Origin of the sequence: Terrisporobacter sp. (assembly GCF_017888745.1) — a bacterium.
Taxonomy (GTDB): domain Bacteria; phylum Bacillota; class Clostridia; order Peptostreptococcales; family Peptostreptococcaceae; genus Terrisporobacter.
This window is the reverse complement of the sequence record NZ_JAGHFM010000054.1, coordinates 1-8328: the sequence shown is the minus strand read 5'-3', so window position 1 is coordinate 8328 and position 8328 is coordinate 1. Positions and strand designations below refer to the sequence as shown.

The window sequence follows — 8328 nt, the reverse complement described above, 5'->3', positions numbered from 1 at the left end:
CCTAAACTCTCACCTTCAGAAGTTTTAGCTGTGTTTATTCCAATTACTTCCCCATTTTCATTTAATAATGGTCCACCACTATTTCCAGAGTTTATACTAGCATCAGTCTGAATAAGACCTGTCATAGTAGCTTGAGATGTTTTAATTGTTCTATCTAATCCACTTATTATCCCTTGAGTAACTGTTCTTTGTAAATCTAATCCAAGAGGGTTTCCTATAGCTATAGCCAAATCACCAGTAGTAACTTTATCGCTATCTCCTAATTCTGCTGGATTAAGACCTGTTTTGTTAACTTTAACTATAGCTAAATCCAATTGTGAATCATGCCACTGTACTTCACCTTGTTCAGTTGAACCATCATTAAATAGTACATTAACAGTTTTTGCTTCACCATCTGAAACAACATGAGAATTAGTAAGTATATATCCATTAGCATCAACTACAATACCTGTTCCAACACCTTCTGATTCTGTAGGAATAGAAAACATATTATCTGTACTCATTACCGTAGTTGTAATACCTACAACAGATGGCATTGCTTTCTCAGTAACTGCTTGATATACATTAGTACTTTTTCCATCACTATTTATTTTTATCTGTTGATTTTGTGTTGAACCAAGTGATAAATTTAAATTATTTTTTAATACAAGTACAGTTAAAAATGAACTTAATATTGAACATATAACTGCAACAATAACAATTAATCCTATACCTTTTTTTCTAAACATTATTTCTCCTCCTAACAAAATAAACCTTTAATTTTAAAATTATATCTATTTACATATTATTATTTTAATTTATTATTTTAAAACTAAAAAAAGAAATCACCATAAGTTTTATAATTCTCTTATGATGATTTCATTATAATATTTTAATCTTAATTAAACCTTAATTTCTAAAGTCTTTTTTCTAATTCTTCTTTTTCTTTTTCAAATCCTGGTTTACCTAAAAGAGCAAACATATTTTTCTTATATGCTTCAACTCCTGGTTGATTAAATGGATTAACTCCTAATAAATATCCACTTATTCCACAAGCTTTTTCAAAGAAGTATACTAAGTATCCAAAATTATACTCATCTAATGCTGGTACGTTGATAATTAAATTAGGAACTTGTCCATCTGTATGAGCTAATAATGTACCTTGGCATGCTTTCTCATTAACAAAATTCATAGTTTTTCCACTTAAGTAGTTAAGTCCGTCTAAATCATTTTCTTCAGCTTTTAGCTCTATATCTCTTTTTGGAGCTTCCACATTTAAAACTGTTTCAAATAATATTCTTTTCCCATCTTGAACATATTGTCCCATTGAATGTAAATCTGTTGAGAAATCTACTGAAGCAGGGAATATACCTTTTTGGTCTTTTCCTTCACTTTCTCCGAATAATTGTTTCCACCATTCACTTACATAATGTAAATTAGGTTCATAGTTTACTAATAATTCTATATCTTTACCTTTTCTATGCAATATATTTCTTACTACTGCATATTGATAACAGTCGTTTTCTTGTAAATTAGATGTAGAGAATTTTTCACGAGCATCATTTGCACCTTTCATCATTGCATCTATATCTAATCCAGCAGCTGCTATAGGTAATAAACCAACAGCAGTTAATACAGAGAATCTACCTCCAACATCGTCAGGTATTACAAATGTCTCATATCCTTCTTCTGTAGCTAATTGTTTTAATGCCCCTCTTTTAGCATCAGTAGTTGCATATATTCTCTTCTTAGCTTCTTCTTTTCCGTATTTATTTTCTAAGAACTCTTTAAGAACTCTAAATGCTATAGCTGGCTCTGTAGTAGTCCCTGATTTTGATATAACATTTAAAGATACATCTTTATCTTTTATTATATCTATTAAATCCATTAAGTATGTTGGACTTATATTGTTTCCTGCAAAATAAATTTCTGGAGCTTTTCTTACTTCTTTAGTTAAACTATTTCTAAATGAATGTCCTAAACTTTCTATAGCAGCTCTTGCCCCTAAATAAGAACCACCTATACCTATTACAACTAATACATCTGAATCTGATTTAATTTTTTCTGCAGCTTTTTTTATTCTATCAAATTCTTCCTTATCATAATCATTAGGAAGATCAACCCATCCTAAAAAATCATTTCCTAAACCAGTTTTATTATGTAACATCTCATGTGCCACATTAACATAAGATTGAACTGCGCTTACTTCTTCTTCATTAAAAAATCCTAATGCTTTACTATAATTAAAATTAACTTTACTCATAATTTTACTCCCTTGTTTCATATTGTCTATATTGAAAATTATAACATAAAGTATTTTTTTTACGTTATAAAAATAACAATAAATCATTGGAATTTTTGATATTTATATATAATTTTTTTATATATGAAGTTTATCTAAAGTATTAGTACTTACTTTTTTAAAACAAAAACACCTTAAAAATAATAATTTTTAAGGTGTTTACATTTTTTATTTATCTTGAATATTTTGTGATATAACTTGTTGAGCTATATTTACTGCATGATCAGATATTCTTTCTAAATTAGTTATTATTTCTAAATAAATAATACCTGTATCTATATTACATAAATTATTATTTAATCTTCTCATGTGATTTAATCTACATGATTTCTCCATAGCATCTACTTGTTCTTCCATTTTTATTACTTTGCATGCTAAATCTACATCTGATGTTTTCATACATTCTAAGGCATAAGTATATGTTGATAAAACTTTATTGTACATATCATTTAGTTCAGTCTTTGCATGTTCTGAGAATTTAACATCATTCATCATACTACTCGCTGCTAACTCTGCTAAGTTTTCAGCATGATCACCGATTCTTTCTATGTCATTTACAGTATTAAATAGTGAATCTATTGTCTCTCTAGAATCATCATTTAATGGTGCCTTTGATAATTTAAGTAAATAATCTAAAATAGTCTTTTGTAACTCATTTATCATTTTTTCTTTCTTCAAAGAACTAGATATATCTTTTTCAGATTTATCCATTATACCTTTCATTGCTGAATTTAAACTTTCTTTTGCTTTTTCACCCATTCTAAGCGTTTCTTTTTGAACATTTATTAAAGCAATCGAAGGTGTCTCTATTATTCTATCATCTATATATTTTACAACTTTCATATCGTCATCTTCAGAATGTGTATCTGGTACTAATTTGTTAGCTAATTTAATTATCCATTTGTGGAATGGTAATAAGATTAATGTTGAAGCTATATTAAATATAGTATGAACATTAGCAATCTGTCTAGCAACATTATCTGGATTAGCAGATGTTACAGCCATAACAACTATCTTATTTAAGAATAATAAGAATATTATTGTACCAAGTATATTAAATATTAAATGTATCATTGCTGCTCTTTTAGCATTTATACTCGCACCTATACTTGAAAGTAAAGAAGTAATACAAGTACCTATATTTTGTCCATATAGTATTGGTAAAGCTGCTTGTAATGGTATTAACCCTTGAGACGCTAATACAACTAGCATACCCATTGATGCGCTTGAACTTTGAATTATAGCAGTAATACCAAATCCTAATAGTAATCCTAGTATTGGATATTTACCAAAAGTAAGCAATGCATTTGTAAATCCTTGATATTCAACCAATGGTTTAACTGCTTCCTTCATGAAGTCCATACCAGTAAATAATATACCAAATCCTATTAAAACTTCTGCAAAATGTTTTGTTTTTGCCTTTCCTCCAAATAAGTATAGAATTATACCTATACCTAATGCTACAGGTGCTAGTCCATTTAAATCAAATGACACCAACTGCGCTGTTACTGTTGTACCAATATTAGCACCCATTATAACCCCAACTGCTTGAGGTAAAGTCATTATTCCAGCATTTACAAATCCTACAACCATTACTGTAGTAGCACTTGAACTTTGTATAACAGCTGTTACTAGTGTTCCTACAAGAACTCCCATAAATATATTACTAGTAAGCAATTCTATTATCTTTTTAAGCTTATTTCCAGCTGCTTTTTCTAGGGCTTCTCCCATAAGATTCATTCCAAATAAGAATAAACCTAGTCCACCCATGATGCTTATGATGATTTCCAATTGTATTCCTCCTTAATTACTGTTTTTCCTTTAGTCATTCTTTTTTAATTTCCTGTTTAAGTAAAAATTTTTCCTTTGTATATATTTATAATTAAGCGCATATTTATTATATCATAAATAATTATTAAAAATTTTTTCAATGTAACTTAATTGTTAAATTTATTTAACAATAGGAGCGTATACCTCAATGATTTTTTCGGCACATTTAATACCATCAACTGCAGCTGTTACTATTCCTCCTGCGTATCCTGCACCTTCGCCACAAGGATATAAATTCTGTGTACTTACTGACTGTAATGTGTTCTCATCTCTTACTATTCTCACTGGAGCTGATGATCTAGTCTCAACACCAGTAAGTACTGCATCATACATAGAGAATCCATTTAATTTTTTATCTAGTGATACTAAGGCTTCTTTCATAGAGCTAATAACAAACTCTGGTAAACATTCTCTTAAATCACTTCCTGTAACCCCTGGTTGGTAAGATGGTTGTACTTTTCCTATATCAGTCGTTCTTCTATCATTTAAAAAGTCTCCTACTAATTGCATCGGAGCATTATAATTCTTACCACCTAATTCATAAGCTAATCTTTCATATTTTTCTTGGAACCTTATACCTGCTAAAGGATGATCGCTACCAAAATCCTCAGGCACAACATTGACTAAAAATCCACTATTAGCATTCACTTTGTCTCTAGCATGCTCACTCATACCATTAGTCACTACTTCAAACTCATTAGATGCAGATGCTATAACAGTTCCACCTGGGCACATACAGAAGGAATATGCTGTTCTACCATTCGATGTATGCTCTATAAGCCTATAATCTGCTGCCCCTAATCTTGGATGGTTGTAAAATTCTTTATACTGAGTTTTATTAATTAATTCTTGAGGATGCTCTATTCTAGCACCTATAGCAAATGGTTTTTGAATTATTTTTACACCATTTCTATAAAGCATTTCATAAGAATCTCTCGCACTATGACCTACTGCAAATATTACACATTCAGCATCTATTTTATCTTTATTATTTACTATTACCGATTTTATTTTTCCGTCTTCAATTTTTATATCTGTAACTTGTGCATTAAATCTTACTTCTCCACCAAGCCTTTTAATTTCTTCTCTTATATTTTTTACAACATCTTTAAGTATGTCTGTTCCCACATGAGGTTTATGAGAATATAATATTTCATCAGGTGAACCGAAATTTACAAGTTCTTCAAGTACCTTCCTACATCTTATATCTTTGATTCTTGTAGTAAGTTTTCCATCAGAGAAAGTCCCTGCTCCTCCTTCTCCAAACTGCACATTTGAATTTCCTTTAAATACTCTATTTGTCCAGAAATTATGAATATCTTTTGTTCTTTGATCTACATCTAATCCTCTTTCAAGTAAAAGCGGATTATATCCTCTTTGAGCTAACACTAATGCAGCAAATAATCCTGCTGGTCCACTTCCAACTATTATCGGTCTATGATTTACCTTAGAATCCCCACATTTAACTCCTATGTAGTGAGGTTGCTTAACTTCAACAACATCTTTTAACCCTTTTTTTGCTATTTTAGCTTCGTTTTTAACTTCTACATCAACAGTGTAAACAAAATCAATTCTTCCTCTTTTTCTTGCATCTATAGACTCTTTATATATATGATATTTTATTAATTCACTTTCTTTTATTTTTAATTTATTTAATAAATGTTTTACTATCTTAGATTTATCATCATCAATATTAATTTTTATATTCGATACTCTTAGCATAATTTTCCTCCTTTAAATATAGTTATTTATATCTACCTTAATATATTTACCACTAAAAATAATCTCTAGACATAAAAATTATTTTAGTAGAAATAATATGTATTTTAACAATTAAAAAATCAAAAGCTAGGAATTTTCCAAAGCCTTTGATTTCATAATTAGATTATTATTTATTTTTAGCAATAAATACTACTAGTCCCTTTTAGTAATAAGACCTCTTATAACTTTCATATTATTAAATACCTTTTCTAAGAAGTCTTCAGCTTCATCATTATCTAATAATGTGATTTCTAATTGATCTCCTTCTGGTATATTTTTTAATTCACAGTATTTTTTAGCCACGTCAAATAATTCATTTTTCTTATCTGAAGATAAATCAAAGTCTTTATAGTCAATTATTATGTATTGTTTTACTTTTTGCTCTTTACCTTCGTTGTATCCTATTTCTATATGATAAATAACCGCATATAAGTTATTAGGATTTTCCTCTCCATTATACACCGGTACTGCTGGATTTGATTTTATAAAGTTAGTTGATACTGCAATTCCATTTCCTAAACTAAGACTCATATTTTTACCTCTTTCTCTATTGTATATGTATTATTTTATCATCTTTTTAATATATTAAAACCTTTTTTTACAACTTTTTAACTAAAAATAAAAAATTCGCTTCGCTCATGTCGCCAACGACTGCGTCCGTTGCTCAAGTAACAAAGTTGGAAATTATATGTTATCTACAAAGCAGATAACATATAATTTCCTTACAATTAAAAAATACTATCGAATAATTAGCTTGATAGTATTTTTATCTTCTTCATAAATTTATATTTAATCATGTTCCTCAATAACTTTCTAAGATGCTCTTAATTCTTTATATCTCTTACCTAATGTACGAGGACTAATTTCATATTTCTTAGATATTTCAACTTGAGTTATGGTTTCACCAGCATCCTTTTTAATATAATATTCTATGGCTGCTGCCCAACCATTTTCACTACCTTTTATGGATTTGCGCATATCTGTAAATGCCTTCCATAAATCTATACTCTTTTGTAAATATTTTTCCTCTATATTATTTTTTAATATGCTACATATATCTATACTATCTTCTTTTTGTATGTTTTCTTCTTCGTTATCATTAAGTTCATTATTTACATTCAATGGTTTAACTATATACGATGCATCATTTAGTAATATTTGCTGCGTAAATTGATATATTAAGTCACTGTTATTTAATAAAAACTCTTTTATATTTTTGAAATCCTTATTCTGTTTTTCATATATAGATTTAATATTATCAACTATTATATGTAAATTTTCATCAGATAATCCTATGCAGTAGTCTACTAATATATTCATTCCTTGTATATTTACCGACCTTGCTATTATATTTTGGCCAGATTTAAAATTATTAAATAAATCTATATCTTCAATAGTTATTCTTTCATCAGTAAAACAATCCCTTACTATTGACTTTGTTATACTTGTCTGTTCAACATTAAATAAACTAATATTAGATTTTAATATCCCTCTCAATATATTCTTTTGAATTTTATTCAAAGTAAATTGATTTTCATCAATAAATAAATTAATTAACCTTTTATTACTTGAAGTTATAAAATCATATATAAAGTATGTATTAAATAGTTTATTTATTTTTATATCTGTATTATCTGATATATAAAACTTATCTTTGCATCTATTTAATTCCTTACCAAATATTTCTTTTCTTGAATATTCATTTATTTTATTTTCTATATTTTTATACAATCCTTTAGCATATAGAGTTTTATTTTTTGTAATCTCAATTAGTTTATTTTTTTGTAGACAACATTTTTTATACTTTTTACCACTACCACAAGGACACAGTTCATTTCTACCTATCAAGTTATCTTCACTCCTTTAATTTTTTTAGATATGGATTTTATACTTGATTTTTTGCTATAAATTTACTTTATCTATCACATTGATCTTTATTTCATTTTATTATTTCTTATACATATATTTTCTTCTTTATTCCATACTCTAATAATATTTTTCTAGAAAATAGACTATTATCCTTTTTAATTTATTAACTATCGTACTACGATTTCTTTTATTTTTTATCAAAAATCCCTAATTCATCAATATTTAATTTACGTTGTGCCTTTATATGACTTTAAACGTCATTATACAGTCAACATATTTTTCTTTATCTCCATTTTCATTAGATGGATTTTTTATCTCCATATTTTCTATTTTATAGTTTAGATTCATATTATTTAATATAGTTTCTATATTTTTAATTTTATCTAAATTTCCTGACATACTTAACTCAACCCTATAATAAGAGGTATTATCCTCAACTATATCAAGCTTATTAACAAACTTAATATCTATACTTGGGTCTATTTTTTCTATTATTTTTATTACTATATCATTACTATAATCCATATCATCATCGCTACAATCTCCCTTATATGTTAAGTTATCAGTTTCCATTAGTTTTGTTTTTT

7 protein-coding genes are annotated in these 8328 nt (G+C 27.6%); all 7 read right to left on the bottom strand.

The window, feature by feature from the left end; translation table 11 throughout:
• On the bottom strand, positions 1 to 731 hold a 731-nt coding region (locus tag J7G74_RS02255), incomplete at its 3' end, for a S1C family serine protease (RefSeq protein ID WP_334299731.1).
• 164 nt (positions 732 to 895) lie between these two features.
• Positions 896 to 2242, bottom strand: a complete 1347-nt coding sequence (locus tag J7G74_RS02250) for a glucose-6-phosphate isomerase (RefSeq protein WP_297131340.1) — start codon at positions 2240 to 2242, stop codon at positions 896 to 898.
• Between the two features lie 207 nt (positions 2243 to 2449).
• A complete protein-coding gene (locus J7G74_RS02245; protein ID WP_297131337.1) occupies positions 2450 to 4072 on the bottom strand; it encodes a Na/Pi cotransporter family protein in 1623 nt (540 codons plus the stop codon).
• A 159-nt stretch (positions 4073 to 4231) separates the two neighbouring features.
• Positions 4232 to 5833, bottom strand: a complete 1602-nt coding sequence (locus tag J7G74_RS02240; RefSeq protein WP_297131334.1) for an NAD(P)/FAD-dependent oxidoreductase — start codon at positions 5831 to 5833, stop codon at positions 4232 to 4234.
• 192 nt (positions 5834 to 6025) lie between these two features.
• Positions 6026 to 6403 (bottom strand): hypothetical protein, encoded by a 378-nt coding sequence (locus J7G74_RS02235; protein WP_187295120.1) that lies wholly within the window; start codon positions 6401 to 6403, stop codon positions 6026 to 6028.
• A gap of 282 nt (positions 6404 to 6685) precedes the next feature.
• The gene (locus J7G74_RS02230) at positions 6686 to 7720 is read right to left on the bottom strand and encodes a YecA family protein (protein ID WP_297131328.1); all 1035 of its coding nucleotides are present in this window, start codon (positions 7718 to 7720) and stop codon (positions 6686 to 6688) included.
• Between the two features lie 261 nt (positions 7721 to 7981).
• Positions 7982 to 8328 (bottom strand): hypothetical protein (locus J7G74_RS02225; RefSeq protein WP_297131325.1); only part of this gene is annotated, 347 nt, incomplete at its 5' end.

Coding starts and splice junctions, on each gene's coding strand:
- J7G74_RS02250 (WP_297131340.1), bottom strand. CDS start 2,242: ATGAGTAAAGTTAATTTTAATTATAGTAAAGCATTAGGATTTTTTAAT.
- J7G74_RS02240 (WP_297131334.1), bottom strand. CDS start 5,833: ATGCTAAGAGTATCGAATATAAAAATTAATATTGATGATGATAAATCT.
- J7G74_RS02235 (WP_187295120.1), bottom strand. CDS start 6,403: ATGAGTCTTAGTTTAGGAAATGGAATTGCAGTATCAACTAACTTTATA.